We start from the raw sequence: 15,647 nt of genomic DNA, 5'->3' as shown, positions 1-15,647 counted from the left end.
AGGCCCTGTGAATTTTAATTATCAGTAATTGGGTTTCATGGTTTGAAACCCAGTTTGGTTTTAAGTGGTATTTCCATGCGATCCCTATTTAAGTTATCGTTCAATATTTCAGCAATGCAAGGAAAAGCTAACTTAAATGTTGGTACATGGTTAAATATTTTTCGGCGGCAATGTCCCAGCTAAAGTCCATTGCCATAGCCTGACGTTGTACCCGGCGCCACTTAACCGGTTCTGCCCAAAGGGCGAAAACTCGTCGAATAGCATCATTTAATTCGTTCACCTGACTATCACGGAAGACAAAGCCGGTGGCTAATTTATCCGCCAGATTTTCCAGTGAGCAGTCAATGACCGTATCCGCCAGGCCGCCGGTATATCTAACCAGAGGGAGGGTGCCGTATTTCAGGCCATAAAGTTGTGTCAAGCCGCACGGTTCAAAGCGACTGGGAACCAGAATGACATCTGCTGCGCCAATGATGTTATGAGCCAGTGCCTCATCATAACCAATACGCACTGCGACTTGTTTAGGGTACTGGCTGGCGATATCCAGATAGGCATCCTGAAGGTGAGCATCGCCGCTACCCAACAGGATAAGTTGACCACCCAATTCCAGCAGTTTTGGCAGAGACTCTAACAGCAGATCCAGCCCTTTCTGGCTACTCAAGCGGCTTACTACACCAAACAGCGGCGCATCAGGAGTAACCGTCAGGCCGTGTTGATATTGCAACGCTGCTTTGCATGCGGCTTTGCCAGCCATCTTTCTCGGATGATAGTTCTCAGGTAACAGAGGATCAGTCAGCGGATTCCATATTTGATAGTCAACGCCGTTAAGAATGCCGGTTAACTTACCGTAATACTGACGTTGCTCAAGCAGGTTTTCCATACCGAAGCCGTATTCCGGACGGGTTATCTCTTTAGCGTAAGTGGGGCTGACGGCGGTGATCATATCCGCGTAATACAAACCCGCTTTGAGATAAGAGATTTGGCCATAAAACTCCAGCCCGTCAGGTTGCATAAAATGAGAAGGAAGCTGAAGCTCATGTAAATGCCGGGCAGAAAATTGCCCCTGATAAGCCAGGTTATGTACGGTAAATACTGAACGAGCCGGATAGCCTCGCGCGGCCAGATAGGCACCTGCCAGTCCGGCGTGCCAGTCGTGGGCGTGAACAATTTCGGGCTGCCAGTAAGGATCGATAGCGCAGGCCAGTTCACAGGCAACCCAACCTAACAACGCAAAGCGTTTATAGTTATCACCATATTCATGTTGACCCCCATCGTGATAAGGGCTGCCGGGACGATCATAAAGGTGTGGGGCATCAATCAGATAGATTCCGACGTTATTATAGGTACCATAACGCAGCGTTATTTTACCGGCAAAGGTCTCCTGTTCGGTGACCAGTGAGGTTTCTCCAATGCCTTGCATCAAGGCGGGAAAGCCGGGCATCAGCAGGCGAACATCCGCCCCTGCGGCAATCTGAGCTGCGGGAAGGGCACCGAGTACATCAGCCAGTCCTCCCGTTTTTAATAGTGGATATAACTCAGAACATGCGTGTAAAACTCGCATCCTAACTCCTGTCTGAAAATAGAAATACCCCCGGTTTGCGATAACTCGCACAAACCGGGTTAAATATTAAACATAATGGATAGTCACCTGATTTTCAGGATTCCTGATTATAATTTCGCCAGCATCTCTCTGTTTATCAAAACAATCCCTCCTTCGGAGCGATAGAAACGGCGTTCATCTTCTGCCACATTTTCCCCCACGACTAAGCCTTCCGGCAAATGGCAGCCCCGATCAATAATACAGCGACGCAGGCGACAAGAACGGCCAACATAGACATCCGGTAGCAATACCGTGGAATCAATGGTACAGAAGGAGTTAACCCGAATCCTTGGAAACAGCACTGAATTCACCAGAACCGAACCGGAAATGATACAACCAGCGCTAATCAGTGAGTTCATGGTCATGCCGTGGCTACCTGAGCGATCCTGTACGAATTTAGCCGGTGGCAGAGGTTCCATATAAGTACGGATTGGCCAGGTTTTATTGTACATATCTAACTCAGGAGTAACCGATGCCAGATCGAGGTTAGCGCTCCAGTATGCGTCAATGGTTCCAACGTCGCGCCAGTAGGGTTCGGCATTCACGTCAGAGGTTACGCAGGAGAGATTAAATGGATGTGCCCATGCCACGCCCTGAGAGACGGCTTTAGGGATTAAATCCTTACCAAAGTCATGATGGGTTTCCATGTTCAGGCTCTCTTCTTCCAGCAGTTGGTAGAGATACTGAGCATTGAATACATAAACCCCCATGCTGGCTAAAGACATATCCGGCTGGTCAGGCATGGCCGGTGGATTCACCGGTTTTTCCAGGAATTGAAGAATGCGTTCATCTTCCCCGATATCCATAACGCCAAATTCAGAGGCGACCTCACGTGGTACAGCAATGCAGGCTACAGTACACTGGCTGCCTTTTTCTACGTGATCCAGCAGCATGCGCGAATAGTCCATCTTGTAGATATGGTCACCGGCCAGAATAACGATATATTCAGCCTTATAACGGCGGATAATATCCAGGTTTTGATAAATAGCGTCAGCGGTACCACGGTACCATTCTTCATGATCTTCACGCTGCTGGGCTGGCAGCAAGTCAACAAACTCATTCATCTCTTCATTCAGAAATGACCAGCCGCGTTGAATGTGTTGTACCAGTGAGTGGGAGTGATATTGCGTTAAAACACCAATTCGACGGATCCCTGAGTTCATACAGTTCGACAAAGCAAAGTCGATAATGCGGAATTTTCCGCCAAAGTGTACTGCGGGTTTTGCTCGTTTGGAGGTTAAATCCTTCAGGCGCGACCCACGTCCTCCTGCAAGTATCAATGCCACCGATTGCTTAGGTAACTGTCTTGCTAACATGAGTTGATGATTGGTGTCCTGTTTAACCATTTTTCCTGCAGCCATCTTAAAATCCTATGTAATCAAATTGAGTCAATAAATACCGGGATCGGTATAGTTAAATTTTTTAGTTTCTATTGCGTAGCACACTAATACTGCGGGGTGACGCAATACATTTGGTATCGCCCACGCCAATATCAGCAACGGAGAACGGCGGGGCGATATGCCATTGTCCGGAAGGTAAGTTCAGGGTTTGTAGTTGGTCGGTACGGTTGATGACAACAAGCCATCCTCCTGACAGTAAAATCTGTAGAGGAAGTGGCTCAGTGCGTTCCCATTCGTCCGTTGACATGGATTGTCCCTGTGCGTTAAGCCATATCACATCTTTATTACCGTTTGACGATGTGGTTTCACCTGTCCACCATGCTTCAGTCGTTAAGGCGGGGATTTGCTTACGCAGTGCTATCAGGCCTGAGGTAAACGCCAGTAGCGCTTGATCGGCCTGAATCCAGTTAAGCCAGGTCAGGGAAGAGTCCTGACAGTAGGCATTGTTATTACCTTGCTGGCTGTTGCCCAGTTCATCACCGGCTAACAGCATCGGTGTGCCCTGTGACAGCAACATGGTGGCTAAAAGTGCACGAATGCTGGCACTGCGACGCTGTAATATTGCCTCGTCCGCCTCCAGTCCTTCGGTACCGTGGTTGTAACTGTAGTTATTGCTGTTTCCATCACGGTTCTCTTCACCATTCGCCTGATTATGTTTTTGATTGAAACTAACCAAATCCCGTAGCGTGAAACCATCGTGGGAGGTGATCTTGTTAATTGAAGCGTATGGCAAACGTTGATGGTGCTGGAAAATGTCGCTGGAGGCGGCATAACGACGGGCAAAAAGCCCCAGCGTTGAAGGCTGTTGTAGCCAAAAACTGCGGATGTTGTCGCGAAAGTGATCGTTCCATTCGGCCATCGGTGCCGGGAAATGGCCAGACTGGTAACCGCCCTGACCAATATCCCAGGGCTCTGCAATCAGTTTGAGTTTTGACAACATCGGATCGTGCTGTAATTGGGTTAATAGTGGAGACTCGGGGGAGAAGTCGGGCGTTCTGCCCAATACGCTGGCCAAATCAAAACGGAAACCATCAACATGACATTCGGTGGCCCAGAAACGCAGACAATCCAGTACCCATTGCATTGCTGCGGGTTGAGTAAGATTTAATGTATTACCGCATCCGGTCCAGTTCTGATAATCACCCCGTTCATCGAGCCAGTAGTAGCTGGGGTTATCAATACCGCGCAGAGATAACACCGGCCCCGGAAGATCCAACTCAGCGGTGTGGTTAAACACCACGTCCAGAATTATTTCAATGCCAGCCTGATGTAGTGCTTTAACCATATCGCGGAATTCAGCGAGTGGCGTGGTTCCAGGACGCTGAGACCAGTAGCCTGGCTCCACGGCAAAAGGTGCCAGCACGTTATAACCCCAGTAATTGGTTAAACCAAGCTGTTGCAGGCGGGGTTCGTCAACATGAAGCTGAATCGGCAGTAGTTCCAGCGCAGTAATTCCCAACCTTTTTAGATATTGAATCATGGCCGGATGGGCAATACCCGCGTAGGTACCTCGCAGAATGGCTGGAATATCCGGGTGGGTTTTGGTCAAACCACGGACATGGGCTTCATAAATAATGGTTTCAGACCATGGCGTCCGGGGGAGAGTGTCGTTTTGCCAGTCATAGCTTTCATTAGTTACGATGCTTTTCGGCATAACGGCAGCACTGTCTGCATCGTCAGGATAATCATTGGCATCGCTCAGCAACGGACTATCCATGACTTTGCCATCCAGCGCCTGACAATAAGGGTCGATTAGCAGCTTATGCGGATTGAAACGGAATCCTCGTTGAGGATCCCATGGCCCATGCACCCGATAGCCATAGCGCAATCCAGGTATTCCGGTTGGCAAATAACCATGCCAGATATCGCCGGTTCGTGAAGGCAACATTAAACGCTGCTCTTCGCCATCCTGATTAAACAGGCACAGTTCTACGTTGTCTGCGTGTGCCGAATAAAGAGCAAAATTGACGCCCTGACCATCAAAATGACTGCCAAGAGGATAAGGACTGCCTGCTGCTAAAGTGACCGTCATGCTACTAATCCTCCCGTTGCAGATAAAGAGTAGAGAGTGGCGGTAATACCAGACTTAACGAGTGTGCCCGATTGTGGGACGATATCTCTTCACTATGAACGCCACCGAGATTACCGGCATTACTACCGTGATAATATTCAGAGTCGGTATTCAGTATCTCTTTATAGTGCCCCGGCAAATTAATGCCCACACGGTAGTTTTCCCGCAGTACCGGAGTGAAATTGCTGATGACAATCACTTCATTGCCCGAATCATCACGACGTATAAAGGCAAAGACCGAATTCTGATGATCGTCTACTACTAACCATTCAAATCCATTTTCAGCATAGTCCAATTGATACAACGGAGCATGTTGCTGATAGCAATGGTTCAGGTCGCGGACTACATTTTGTACTCCGTTATGCCAGCCACCGTGAATAGGGTCTAACAGATGCCAGTCGAGGCTACCGTCGTGATCCCATTCGCGTCCCTGAGCAAATTCACCCCCCATAAACAGCAGTTTTTTGCCGGGATGGGCCCACATAAAACCGTAGTAGGCGCGCAGGTTGGCAAATTGCTGCCAGGTATCGCCGGGCATGCGGCCAAGCAATGATCGTTTGCCATGTACCACTTCGTCATGAGACAGAGGAAGAACAAAGTTTTCCGTATGGGCGTAATACATGCCAAAGGTCATTAAGTTGTGGTGATACTGGCGATAAACCGGATCCAACTTCATGTAGTCCAGCGTGTCGTGCATCCAACCCAAATTCCATTTGTAGTGAAAACCGAGACCGCCAGCTTCAGGTGGCAAGGTTACACCGGCAAAGTCAGTTGACTCTTCCGCTACGGTGATGGCGCCGGGACACTCGATGCCAATGGTTTTGTTGGTATAGCGAATAAATTCGATGGCTTCGAGATTTTCATTACCACCGTACTGGTTTGGTATCCATTCACCTTCCGCCCGACTGTAATCCCGATAAACCATAGAGGCCACGGCATCAACCCGCAGTCCATCAATGCCAAACCGTTCTATCCAATAGAGCGCATTGCCTGCCAGATAGTTTCTGACTTCATGGCGGCTATAGTTATAAATCAGCGTATTCCAGTCCTGATGGTAGCCTTCCCGTGGGTCGGAGTATTCGAACTGTGCAGTACCATCAAACAGTGCTAGGCCGTGGTCGTCACTGGGGAAGTGAGCGGGAACCCAATCCAGCAGAATATTAATGCCAGCCTGATGTGCCGTTTCGATCAGGTAACGAAAATCTTCTAAAGTGCCAAAGCGGCGAGTAGGGGCATACATACCGACCGGTTGATAACCCCAGGAGCCATCAAACGGGTGCTCATTAATCGGCAGAAGTTCAATATGGGTAAACCCCATATCCTTAACATAAGGTACTAACTGATCCGCCAGTTCGCGGTAGCTGAGCCAGCTATTATCGTGCAGGTGACGCCGCCAGGAGCCCAAATGAACCTCGTAGACAGACATTGGCGCAGTAAAGTCATTTGCCTGACGGCGTTGTTGAGTCATTGCCACTCGGGATGGAAGTTGGTTGACGCGAGATGCCGTATCTGGTCGCATTTCGGCGGCAAAAGCATAAGGATCGGCTTTCAGACGAGTGACATTATTGCAGTCGATAATTTCATATTTGTACAGCTGACCCTCATGTATATGGGGAATAAACAACTCCCAGATACCGCTCTCGCGACGAAATCTCATTGGATGCCTGCGGCCATCCCAGAAGTTGAAATCGCCTACTACCGATACACGAGTAGCATTAGGTGCCCAAACGGCAAAGGTCACGCCGTCAACATTGTCCATACTGGTGAGATGTGCACCGAGTCGTTCATAAGGGCGCAGGTGGGTACCTTCAGACAACAACCAGGCATCCAGTTCCTGCAATAGAGGGCCAAAGCGATAAGGGTCTTCAATTATCTGCTGGGCATCTCCCCAATCAATCATTAGCTGGTAGCGATAAGGGGTTTCGCTGGGAGAGAGAGTGCCGGAAAAGAAGCCCGTCTGGTCAGTTTGTGTCAGTGTGAGTAGTATCTTTTGTGTGTCTTTGTCCAAAACGCTGACTTGGCTAGCATCAGGAGCGAAGGTGCGAATGGCATAGCCATCTGCGGTTTTATGAATCCCCAAAATCGAGAATGGGTCTGCATAATGGCCGGAAGTTAGTTGTTGGATCGTGCCTCTGTCAATAGTGCCGGACATCCATATTCTCCCAATATGTTATTTATTGGCTTAAAATAAAAACCCAGCCAATAAAAAATATAATATCGCTAATTAATAGGCGCGATATTAAATTAAGTGCCTTGTTTTACCTTACTGAATCATCAGATTAAAACTGTGAGTTAGTTCTTGTAATTCATATAATAGCAGCTATACAGCTCTTTTCAGCCAAATAGATACCTCTCATTTATTATCACTAAGGGTACCAATGACAGACGGTAAATAAGATAACAATCTTAAATTTCACGATGGAACCTGGCTGTTAAAAGGGTAAAAATAATAATACTTGAGTTTCATTTTTGTAATTAATTCCATATAAATCATCGGTTAATGAAATATTTAATGTGTTTCTCCCCACTTTAATTATTCAAAGGGTTTATTAACGCAGGGATGATCCAATAAATAGTATTGGTATTAATGGTGATTAATTTATGTCTGAATCACCAGGCTGATAGCTTAATTAATATATTCATATTCATTATTAGCATAACCACCTTTTCAGCCAGCGCCAGTTTGTCATCTTATATTGTCTGACAAATAGGTTTTATTTTGATACCACACTATTATTTGCCACTCTGTGATAATTAAATTTTTATGATTATATTTAGTCATGTATAACTAAAACTATTCGATACAATTAAATGAAAGGGAGAGATTGACTGGTTTATTGAGTGATTTAGTTCAGTTGTGATTACATTTAATCAAAAATGATAGAAATGTTATCATGGTCACAGTATGATAATTGTGATTAAATATAATCAATGCTGACCAATAAAAATCACTATGCTGAGGATACAATGAACATTAAAAAATCGATAGAGAAAATCCCTGGCGGCATGATGGTGGTTCCATTAGTTTTAGGCGCCATTATCAATACATTTATACCAGAAGCACTTCAGATTGGTGGGTTTACCACAGCACTGTTTAAGGGCGGGGCAGCACCACTGATTGGCGCATTTCTTTTATGTATGGGTGCGGGGATAAGCATTAAAGCTGCTCCTCGTGCTTTGCTGCAGGGCGGTACTATTACGTTAACCAAATTACTGGTTGCTGTTGCCATCGGCCTTGCCGTTGAGCGTTTCTTTGGTGCGGATGGCATTTTCGGTTTAACCGGGCTGGCCATTATTGCTGCCATGAGTAACTCAAACGGTGGACTCTATGCGGCGTTAGTGGGCGAGTTTGGTAATGAACGCGATGTTGGCGCTATTTCCATTCTGTCACTGAATGATGGCCCTTTCTTTACCATGATTGCATTAGGTGCGGCGGGTATGGCCAATATCCCAATGATGGCGTTGGTGGCTGTGCTGGTTCCATTAGTCGTGGGGATGATTCTGGGTAACCTTGACCCACAAATGCGTGATTTCCTGACTAAAGGTGGCCCACTTCTGATTCCTTTCTTTGCTTTTGCATTAGGTGCAGGTATCGATCTGCATATGCTGCTGAAAGGTGGTCTGGCAGGAATCGCACTGGGTGTTCTGACTACGCTGGTTGGTGGTTTCTTCAATATTAAAGCAGATCGTTTGGTAGGGGGTTCCGGGGTTGCCGGTGCGGCGGCATCCAGTACAGCAGGTAATGCGGTGGCAACGCCATTGGCAATTGCTACTGCTGACCCATCCTTGACTGAGATAGCCAATGCGGCTGCGCCATTAATCGCAGCATCGGTTATTACTACGGCTATTTTGGTTCCGATCCTTACCTCTTGGGTGGCAAAACGTAACGCTCGCTTAGCGGGAGAAAACTAAGATGAAAATGCTGGTCATTGCAGATGATTTTACCGGTGCCAACGATACGGGCGTTCAACTGGCTAAAAAAGGTGCCCGGACAGATGTGCTGTTGCATGAGAAACCATTACGTAGCCATAAAGCCGATGTTTTGGTGATCAATACGGAAAGTCGAGCTGCAACTGCCCGGCAGGCGGCGGAGAGTGTTACCCGGGCTATCAATGCCCAGCTTTCCGCTGATAGTTCATCACTGTTAGTGTATAAGAAAATTGATTCCACTTTCCGCGGTAATGTTGGCGCGGAAGTGGAGGCAGCTATGAAGGCCAGTGGCGCAAAAATAGCACTGGTGGCTGCGGCAATCCCTGCGGCGGGGCGAGTTACGCTCAATGGATTATGTCTGGTAAACCGTATTCCGCTGGTGGAGACCGAATTTGCCAGCGACCCAAAAACGCCAATCCATTCGTCACGTATTAAAGATATTATTGCTGAACAAACGACACTGCCTGTTCATGAAATTTCGCTGGAGCAGGTACGTTCGGGCAAGTTAGCTGAGGTATTGAAACCACTGGCTCAAGGCGCTGAATGTATCGTGGTGCTGGATGCGGAAGTAGAAAGTGACTTATCCGCCATTGCCGACACGCTTATTACACTGGAGCAAGCCTATTTATTGGTTGGTGCCGCCGGATTTGCCGGCGCTTTACCTTCCGAACTTTATCTAGAACCTCGGGAGCGATTACCGGTACTGGTCGTTGCGGGGTCGATGAGCGAAGCGACCCGTAAACAGATTATGTATGCCCAAAGGGAAAAGTCCCTGGCAATCATTGAAGTAGACGTTGAAAAACTGCTCGGTGCAGAAAGCCTGAGTGAAATGAAACAGATTATTACGCAGGCGGCAGACGTATTGCGTCAACACCAACACTGTGTGTTACGCACTTGTAGGGATGAGGCCGCTCGCCAAAAGATTGACCAATTGTGTGAACGCTACCAGCTTAGCCGTCAACAGTTAGGTGACAAAATTAGCTCAACCCTGGGAGCGATAACCCTTGAACTGCTGGCCTTGTCGCAAATAGGCGGATTATTCCTGACCGGTGGGGATATTGCTATTGCCGTTGCGCGCGCACTGAATGCTGAAGGTTATCGTATTTCTGCCGAGGTTTCCCCTTGTATCCCTTGTGGCACATTCGTTAACAGCGAGATTGATGATTTGCCGGTGATTACCAAGGCCGGGGGGTTTGGTGCGGACAACGCCCTGAGCGACGCCATTTATTTTATTGAGGAGATGTATCATGGGAAGTAAAACTATTGCCGTCACGATGGGGGATCCGGCAGGGATCAGCCCTGAAATTATTATCAAAGCGCTGGCTGAAGGTAGTTTGTCAGGCGCGCCGGCGGTAGTGATTGGTTGTCTGCATACTTTACGTCGCGTGCAGGCACTGGGTATTGTTCCTGAAGTGGAACTACGGGAGATTCAGCAAGTATCGCAAGCGCAATTCACGCCAGGAGTTATTCACGTATTGGATGAACCGCTGGCGGATCCTGAAGCCTTGGTACCGGGGAAAGTTCAGCCGCAGGCGGGTGATCTAGCCTATCGCTGTATCAAACGCGCGACAGACCTGGCGCTGGCAGGAGAAGTGCAAGCTATCGCTACCGCACCACTGAATAAAGAAGCATTGCATTCAGCCGGTCATCTCTACCCTGGGCATACTGAACTATTGGCTAAGTTAACCAATACCCGTGATTATGCCATGGTGTTGTATACCGATACTCTGAAAGTGATCCACGTGACCACCCATATTGCGTTGCGTAAGTTTCTTGATACGCTAAATCGCGATCGGGTTGAGACGGTAATTGGTATGGCTGACACCTTCTTAAAACGTGTTGGTTTTGAGCATCCACGCATTGCCGTTGCCGGGGTGAATCCGCATGCCGGTGAGAATGGTCTGTTTGGTGATGAAGAGATAAAAATATTAACCCCCTCCATTGAAGCCATGAAAGCGAAAGGTATTGATGTTTATGGCCCCTGTGCGCCTGATACCGTATTTTTGCAGGCTAACGAAGGTCGTTATGACATGGTGGTTGCGATGTATCACGATCAGGGGCATATCCCACTGAAGCTATTGGGTTTCCATGATGGAGTTAATATCACTGCCGGTTTGCCGTTTATTCGTACTTCAGCCGATCACGGTACCGCATTTGATATTGCGTGGACAGGTACAGCCAAATCTGAGAGCATGGGAATATCCATAGAGTTAGCTCTGAAACTTGCCTGATATACGAGTGCCATGAAAGGACAAAGTCGTCTGGATCAGATTATGGACTATTTAAAAAGCCATAATCTGGTCACCGTTGAACAGTTAGTTGCGGCGATTGATGCTTCACCGGCAACCATTCGCCGCGATCTGATTAAGCTGGATAAGCAAGGTGTGATTATTCGCAGTCATGGTGGTGTTACTCTTGACCGCTTTATCCCCGATCAGCCTACTACCCATGAAAAGATTCACCGTAACCAGCATGAGAAGCAGGCCATAGCTCAGTATGCCGCCGGCATGGTAAAAGCCGGTGATTCAGTGGTATTGGATGCGGGAACCACCATGATGGAGCTGGCTCGTCACTTGACTCATCTCCCGCTACGAGTGATTACCACAGATCTACATATTGCCTTGTTTTTGTCTGCGTTTAAGCAAATCGAAGTTACGATCATTGGTGGCAGAATAGATGATAGTAGCCAATCCTGTATTGGCGATCACGGTCGTCGATTACTGCGAAATATCTATCCTGATGTGGCTTTTGTTAGCTGTAACTCCTGGAGTCTGGAACGAGGCATCACCACACCAACAGAAGAGAAAGCAGGATTAAAACAAGACCTGGCTGCCAATGGACGTAAACGCGTTTTGCTGGCGGACAGCAGCAAATATGGCGCCTACTCTCTGTTTTGCGTAACGCCACTCAACACGTTAACCGATATTGTGACGGACAAAGGATTAACGCCTGAGGTTCAGCATAAGCTACGGCAGCAGCCGTTTGTGTTAAAGTTGGTGTAATAGATGACTATTCTGCACCAAACAGAATAGTCACTAATGATGCTGTTTAATTCAGGCCCGAATATCCTGATATTCAGGCGTGGTATCAAATTCATGTTTCGCGAAAGGGCATAACGGAATAATTTTTCGATGTTCGCCGCGCATCTTCTCCACGACTTTATATACCAACTTTTTCCCTACACCCTGACCCTTTAGTTTTTCATCAACATAGGTATGATCAATAATGGTCAGCTTTTCTCCCGTGGGAACAAAGGCGACCTCAGCCAGCATGTTGCCGTCTTTATCATTGACGTAGAAACGATTTTCACCTTCAAGAATGTTAATTTCCATACTATTTCTCTCTGTATTGCAGGGCACCGCTTGGGCAAGTATCAATCACGCGTTTAACTTCTTCAACGCTGGCATTATCCGGCATAATCCAGGGTTTACGGGACAGTTTAAAAATATTGGCATTTCCCCGCACGCAGTTGCCTGAATGTTGGCATATGTCAGTATTAAAATAGACATCGATTTTTTCGCCGGTATAGCAGCGATAGCCTTTCTCGGTTAGTTCATTGCTCATAAATCGCTCACTTATTTTTATGATTATCTTGTTACCTGTTAAGTATAGATAACTGTTTTAAAAAGGCATTAGGATTTATTCAGAAACAAAAAATCACAGAAATAGAAAAGGGGCGAAATCGCCCCTTACTGACAGATAATGATTATTACCAGAAGTGGGAACCATATCCCCACATTAATACGGTAATGGCCAATAATGCTTCCAACACCAGTATGCCTAAGGCCAGCGTTGAGCTGGAGAAGATAAACCCTTCGTTATGGTCAATATTCAGGAAAGTCGGGATGCCGGAGTAGAGTAGATAGGCGCAATAACACAGGCCAATAATACCCGCTAACAGACAAAGCCATACTAATGGATAGAGGGCAACCAAACCGCTCAAAAACATAGGTGTTGCGGTATAGCCAGCAAAAATAATGCAACGTTCAAGGCTGGGGTGCTGAGTATAGCGACGAGCCATCAGATGAATAATCCTTCCGACAACGGCTACCGCAGCCAGCAACATGCCATAAAAAATAATGGCAATATAGGCAGCCGTAAACAGCGATACTTTTATGGCGGGTTGATCACCAATCATCCAGCCAAACTGAGTGGTTCCAATAAATGAACAGACAACAGGAACGGCTGCCAGTACCAGAAGGTTACGGGTATAGAGATGGGTAATGGTTTCCTTCTCTTGACTGATTTGTTGGAATTCACGGCCAGGATGGGCCAGAAGTCCCCATACGTGATTGAACATCATATGACACCTCCGAGCTTACTGAAAACCCTGTCAGGTAAGAGATCCTGCCTGAGTGCTCAGGTTTCTTCTACGGTCACCAGATAAGTATATAAACAGCGGGAGGGAATAGTTGGAGTGTGGGAGAGAATTGTATTTCAAAACATGTCAACCTGTCGAAAATACGACAGGTTGACAGTGAGATATTAGCTTGCTTTTTCAGCATTTTTCTTCGGTTTAAGTTTACCGAGCAGTGTAACTAGCAGTAACACCACCGCACCGGCAACAACGCCGAACAGCATATTGAGCACAGTAGGGGTTAGCATATTGAGAATGCTACCAACGGTTGGCAACGTTAATACTGACACTGAAGCACCTTCGATAAGGTGGTGAATCATCGGTAATCCGTGAGTCAGAATGCCTCCGCCCACCATAAACATCGCTGCGGTGCCAACAATGGATAAAGTTTTCATCAGGTAAGGGGTAACGTTGACTAAGCCACTACCAATTATGCGAGCAATACTGGCTTTTTTGCGGCTCAGGTAAAAGCCCACGTCATCCAGCCTGACAATACCGGCGACTAAACCGTAAACCCCAATTGTCATGACGATCGCAATGCCGGACATCACTAAAACCTGCTGTAAAAAACTGGCATTGGCAACGGTACCGAGAGTGATGGCAATAATTTCTGCTGACAAAATAAAGTCAGTTCTGATGGCGCCTTTAACCTTTTGCTTTTCATAAGTAGCAATCTCTTCAGGTGACAAGGCGGGCGTCTCCTGATGCTCATTTTCAGTATCGGCTGTTTTAGGATGTAGATATTTGTGGGCCAGCTTTTCAAATCCTTCATAACAAAGGAAAGCACCACCGACCATCAGTAGCGGAGTGACTGCCCAGGGTATGAAGGCACTGATTGCCAGCGCCAATGGCACCAGAATCAGTTTATTCAGAAATGATCCTTTAGCGACGGCCCAGACTACCGGTAATTCTCTGTCTGCCCTAACACCGCTTACCTGTTGAGCATTAAGCGCTAAATCATCACCCAATACACCGGAGGTTTTCTTGGCTGCAACCTTGGTCATCAGCGCAACATCATCCAGAACGGCGGCAATATCATCTAATAATGCGAGTAAACTACTTCCTGCCAATTTTTAAAACTCCTGAAAAAAGGGAAATCAATGTGTCCTTACTCATTATGGAGGCAAAGCTTACCTGATGGGATGTTGGCTGCCTATAGAAAACTTTCAGACTACTACCTTTGAGTTGTTTCCAGCGACTTCTGCTTTTTATAGTTTTTTGCAGCAGCGGGTACTGGCGGGGCTTCTCCGGTTTCCATCCATTTACGTAAACGGTTGGCGTCGGCAAAATGGGTATACTTACCAAATGCATCCAGAACGACTAACGTCACATCCCGATTAGCAATGGTGGTACGCATTGCCAGACAGTGTCCTGCTTTATTGGTAAATCCGGTTTTGGTGAGTTGAATATCCCAGTCGCCTTTTTTAACTAAATAGTTGGTATTGCGGAAATCCAGGGTATATAGCGGATTCTGGAAGGTAACTGTTTTTTCCTGCGTAGTACTTAGCTGACTGAGCAGGGGATAACGTTGGGAGGCAAAAAGCAATTTGGTCAGATCGCTGGCGGTAGAGACATTTTGCTCAGACAGGCCAGTAGGTTCGACATAGTGGGTATGGGTCATGCCCAGTGCCCGGGCTTTATCATTCATTGCCTGAATAAAAGCCTGATAACCACCAGGGTAGTTATGGGCTAACGCCGCAGCGGCACGGTTCTCAGAAGACATGAGCGCCAGAAGTAACATATCTTCACGGGAGATTTTACTGCCGACTTTAACCCGGGAATAGACACCTTCTAATTCATGAGTCTGGTTAATGGTCACCGGAATAACTTCGGATAATGGGAGCTGTTTATCCAGCACGACCATTGCCGTCATTAACTTGGTAATTGAAGCAATGGGAACCACTTTATTTGGTGCAGCAGAATAGATCACCTGACGGTTTTTCATATCAATCACTAAAGCGCTACCGGAGGCAATTTCAGGTTGAGATAAAACAGCGGGTACAGTAGACGATTGTGGGTTAGCAAAGGCATGGGGTAATGAAACGGTACCTGCCGAACATAACAGCAAACCTAACAGGGAATAACGAAGTTTTATGCGCATAGTAACCAATGTTATTTCAGAAAAAGGGTTGGGATAATTCCAATTGGGGCAAGTATAAATGAGGTTGTTGTTTTTCGCCTATGGGACGATATGTAATTAATTATTTTAAACCAGGGCCAAGGCTCTTCGCAGCTAAGTTCAGGTGGTTTACTGGCCGTTATTGGTGCTGATATCAACACCAATAACGG

Annotated in this window: 13 protein-coding genes; 4 read left to right on the top strand and 9 right to left on the bottom strand. The window is 47.0% G+C overall.

The window, feature by feature from the left end; genetic code table 11:
• Positions 1 to 127: 127 nt before the first annotated feature.
• The 4 genes from glgA to glgB form a co-directional block, all read right to left on the bottom strand.
• The gene (gene glgA / locus I2494_RS03100) at positions 128 to 1,561 is read right to left on the bottom strand and encodes a glycogen synthase GlgA (RefSeq protein ID WP_218465468.1); all 1,434 of its coding nucleotides are present in this window, start codon (positions 1,559 to 1,561) and stop codon (positions 128 to 130) included.
• Between the two features lie 107 nt (positions 1,562 to 1,668).
• A complete protein-coding gene (gene glgC, locus I2494_RS03095) occupies positions 1,669 to 2,946 on the bottom strand; it encodes a glucose-1-phosphate adenylyltransferase (RefSeq protein WP_218466000.1) in 1,278 nt (425 codons plus the stop codon).
• A gap of 76 nt (positions 2,947 to 3,022) precedes the next feature.
• Positions 3,023 to 5,032: a glycogen debranching protein GlgX gene (gene glgX / locus I2494_RS03090; RefSeq protein WP_218465469.1), complete on the bottom strand. Its 2,010-nt coding sequence runs from the start codon at positions 5,030 to 5,032 to the stop codon at positions 3,023 to 3,025.
• A 4-nt stretch (positions 5,033 to 5,036) separates the two neighbouring features.
• Positions 5,037 to 7,223 carry a 1,4-alpha-glucan branching enzyme gene (gene glgB / locus I2494_RS03085; protein WP_218465470.1) on the bottom strand — a complete coding sequence of 729 codons (2,187 nt, stop codon included), beginning with the start codon at positions 7,221 to 7,223 and terminating at the stop codon, positions 5,037 to 5,039.
• A gap of 815 nt (positions 7,224 to 8,038) precedes the next feature.
• Between glgB and I2494_RS03080 the strand changes: the two genes are divergently transcribed.
• The 4 genes from I2494_RS03080 to I2494_RS03065 are packed head-to-tail and all read left to right on the top strand — an operon-like array spanning position 8,039 to position 12,003.
• Positions 8,039 to 8,983, top strand: coding sequence for a 2-keto-3-deoxygluconate permease 1 (locus tag I2494_RS03080; protein WP_140917978.1), 945 nt, complete (start codon positions 8,039 to 8,041; stop codon positions 8,981 to 8,983).
• Between the two features lies 1 nt (position 8,984).
• Positions 8,985 to 10,259: a D-threonate kinase gene (dtnK, locus tag I2494_RS03075; RefSeq protein WP_218465471.1), complete on the top strand. Its 1,275-nt coding sequence runs from the start codon at positions 8,985 to 8,987 to the stop codon at positions 10,257 to 10,259.
• Complete coding sequence (locus tag I2494_RS03070) at positions 10,249 to 11,232, top strand: D-threonate 4-phosphate dehydrogenase (protein WP_218465472.1); 984 nt, start codon at positions 10,249 to 10,251, stop codon at positions 11,230 to 11,232. The genes dtnK and I2494_RS03070 overlap by 11 nt, the downstream gene beginning before the upstream one ends.
• Before the next feature lie 12 nt (positions 11,233 to 11,244).
• Entirely contained in the window at positions 11,245 to 12,003 is a 759-nt protein-coding gene (locus I2494_RS03065) for a DeoR/GlpR family DNA-binding transcription regulator (RefSeq protein ID WP_218465473.1), read from the top strand.
• A 51-nt stretch (positions 12,004 to 12,054) separates the two neighbouring features.
• Here I2494_RS03065 and I2494_RS03060 read toward each other — a convergent pair whose 3' ends face one another.
• The 5 genes from I2494_RS03060 to pbpG all read right to left on the bottom strand — a co-directional run bounded on the left by I2494_RS03060 (position 12,055) and on the right by pbpG (position 15,459).
• Positions 12,055 to 12,327 (bottom strand): GNAT family N-acetyltransferase, encoded by a 273-nt coding sequence (locus I2494_RS03060; RefSeq protein ID WP_140918411.1) that lies wholly within the window; start codon positions 12,325 to 12,327, stop codon positions 12,055 to 12,057.
• A 7-nt stretch (positions 12,328 to 12,334) separates the two neighbouring features.
• Entirely contained in the window at positions 12,335 to 12,565 is a 231-nt protein-coding gene (locus tag I2494_RS03055) for a (4Fe-4S)-binding protein (protein WP_218465474.1), read from the bottom strand.
• Between the two features lie 145 nt (positions 12,566 to 12,710).
• Positions 12,711 to 13,301: a Yip1 family protein gene (locus I2494_RS03050; RefSeq protein ID WP_218466001.1), complete on the bottom strand. Its 591-nt coding sequence runs from the start codon at positions 13,299 to 13,301 to the stop codon at positions 12,711 to 12,713.
• A gap of 185 nt (positions 13,302 to 13,486) precedes the next feature.
• Complete coding sequence (locus I2494_RS03045; protein WP_218465475.1) at positions 13,487 to 14,428, bottom strand: DUF808 domain-containing protein; 942 nt, start codon at positions 14,426 to 14,428, stop codon at positions 13,487 to 13,489.
• Positions 14,429 to 14,532: 104 nt separating this feature from the next.
• Entirely contained in the window at positions 14,533 to 15,459 is a 927-nt protein-coding gene (gene pbpG, locus I2494_RS03040; RefSeq protein WP_218465476.1) for a D-alanyl-D-alanine endopeptidase, read from the bottom strand.
• Positions 15,460 to 15,647: the final 188 nt, after the last annotated feature.

The sequence above is a fragment of the Limnobaculum allomyrinae genome, from assembly GCF_016649425.1.
Lineage (GTDB): Bacteria > Pseudomonadota > Gammaproteobacteria > Enterobacterales > Enterobacteriaceae > Limnobaculum > Limnobaculum allomyrinae.
The sequence above is the reverse complement of the archived record's forward strand: the minus strand, read 5'-3'. Positions and strand labels throughout refer to the sequence as shown.

What these genes read in the sequence shown, in the direction of transcription:
- dtnK (WP_218465471.1), top strand. Translation starts at nt 8,985, where the DNA reads ATGAAAATGCTGGTCATTGCAGATGATTTTACCGGTGCCAACGATACG.
- I2494_RS03065 (WP_218465473.1), top strand. Translation starts at nt 11,245, where the DNA reads ATGAAAGGACAAAGTCGTCTGGATCAGATTATGGACTATTTAAAAAGC.
- pbpG (WP_218465476.1), bottom strand. Translation starts at nt 15,459, where the DNA reads ATGCGCATAAAACTTCGTTATTCCCTGTTAGGTTTGCTGTTATGTTCG.
- glgC (WP_218466000.1), bottom strand. Translation starts at nt 2,946, where the DNA reads ATGGTTAAACAGGACACCAATCATCAACTCATGTTAGCAAGACAGTTA.
- glgB (WP_218465470.1), bottom strand. Translation starts at nt 7,223, where the DNA reads ATGTCCGGCACTATTGACAGAGGCACGATCCAACAACTAACTTCCGGC.
- I2494_RS03050 (WP_218466001.1), bottom strand. Translation starts at nt 13,301, where the DNA reads ATGTTCAATCACGTATGGGGACTTCTGGCCCATCCTGGCCGTGAATTC.
- glgX (WP_218465469.1), bottom strand. Translation starts at nt 5,032, where the DNA reads ATGACGGTCACTTTAGCAGCAGGCAGTCCTTATCCTCTTGGCAGTCAT.
- I2494_RS03080 (WP_140917978.1), top strand. Translation starts at nt 8,039, where the DNA reads ATGAACATTAAAAAATCGATAGAGAAAATCCCTGGCGGCATGATGGTG.
- I2494_RS03070 (WP_218465472.1), top strand. Translation starts at nt 10,249, where the DNA reads ATGGGAAGTAAAACTATTGCCGTCACGATGGGGGATCCGGCAGGGATC.
- I2494_RS03055 (WP_218465474.1), bottom strand. Translation starts at nt 12,565, where the DNA reads ATGAGCAATGAACTAACCGAGAAAGGCTATCGCTGCTATACCGGCGAA.
- glgA (WP_218465468.1), bottom strand. Translation starts at nt 1,561, where the DNA reads ATGCGAGTTTTACACGCATGTTCTGAGTTATATCCACTATTAAAAACG.